The sequence below is a fragment of the Streptomyces sp. NPDC020875 genome, from assembly GCF_040641415.1.
Taxonomy (GTDB): domain Bacteria; phylum Actinomycetota; class Actinomycetes; order Streptomycetales; family Streptomycetaceae; genus Streptomyces.
Genome location: NZ_JBFADP010000141.1, coordinates 1 through 1,126, shown reverse-complemented (window position 1 = coordinate 1,126; position 1,126 = coordinate 1). Strand labels below are relative to the sequence as shown.

Below are 1,126 nucleotides of genomic sequence, written 5' to 3'. Positions count from 1 at the left end.
AGGGCGGCGGTGACCCGCTCGTGCTGGGTGGGGTGGAGGTGCTGGCCGTTCCGGATTCGACCGGACACCTGGTCGTACAGTCCAAGGGCGTCGAGAAGACCGAGACCGATGGCGGCCGCGGCAGGCCACGGCAGCGCCCGCACCGTCCCGTCCGCGCAGGGCCGGACGAAGATCCGGTCGTTCGCCAGGAGCTGCCCACCCGCTTGGGCCAGCAGGAGCGCGGTCGTGGTCTTGCCCGCGCCCTTGTCCCCGAGGGCGAGGGTGGCTTCCCCGCCCTGGACGACGGCCGAGGCGTGGAGGATGTGCCATCCGGCGCTCTGGAGCCGGGCGCGCGTCAGTTCCCGGACCAGCCGGGCGGTCGCGGTCGCGACCTGGACTTCCGTTGCGCCGACGATGGACAGGTAGGGCGCGGACGGCTGGTAGTGGAAGGCGAGCCCGGCTTCCGGCTGCGCGGCGGCCACCGCTCCGTCGGCGTCGCGCCGGTAGAGCAGGGGGCTCCCGGCGTACTCCGCCTTGTCGTGCGGGTACTCGGTCACCGTGAACGACAACTGGGCCGTGGCGGCCGGGTCGACGTACGCCTCGACCATCGGGGCCCCCTGGGTGAACCGCTCGGCCTCGTCGGCTCGCCACCAGGGGGTGACGTAGTCGGTGACCCATTCGCTGATCCCCGGAACGGGGGTGGAGAGGGTGACGTGGTGACCGGCGGCAGTGATACGGGTGTACATGAACTGGTCTCCTCGGAGTTCAGGGTCGGACGGCGGCGTACGCGGTCCGGACCTTGCGGTCGGCCGCGGCGAACTGGGCGCGTTCGGCCGGGGTGAGATCGAGATCGACGGGGTGGGGGATACCGCCGGTGAATCGGACCGGCCAGCCGATGAACGCGCCGTCGGGTCGGCGGGTGGAGAGAGCGATAGTCGTGTCGGTGAGGCCGAGGGCCGCTCGGAGGGTGGACACCACGGCTGCGGCCGGGCCGCAGCGCACCCGGTCCAGGCCGCGGGCGATGAGGCGGGGGCGGTCGGCGAGCGCGGCCCGGACGTGCTCGGGGTCGTACGGGACCACCCGGCCGCCGACCGCCGCCCAGAGGGGGACGGCCGCCTCACCGTGCTCACCGATCACCTGCCCCCCG

At 73.5% G+C, this 1,126-nt stretch carries 2 pseudogenes; both read right to left on the bottom strand.

The annotated features are described in order from the left end of the window. Window positions 1-725 (bottom strand): annotated as a pseudogene (locus AB0G74_RS34350) (hypothetical protein); the annotation flags it as partial. 19 nt (window positions 726-744) lie between these two features. Then, window positions 745-1,126: pseudogene (locus tag AB0G74_RS34345) on the bottom strand (lactate dehydrogenase); the annotation flags it as partial.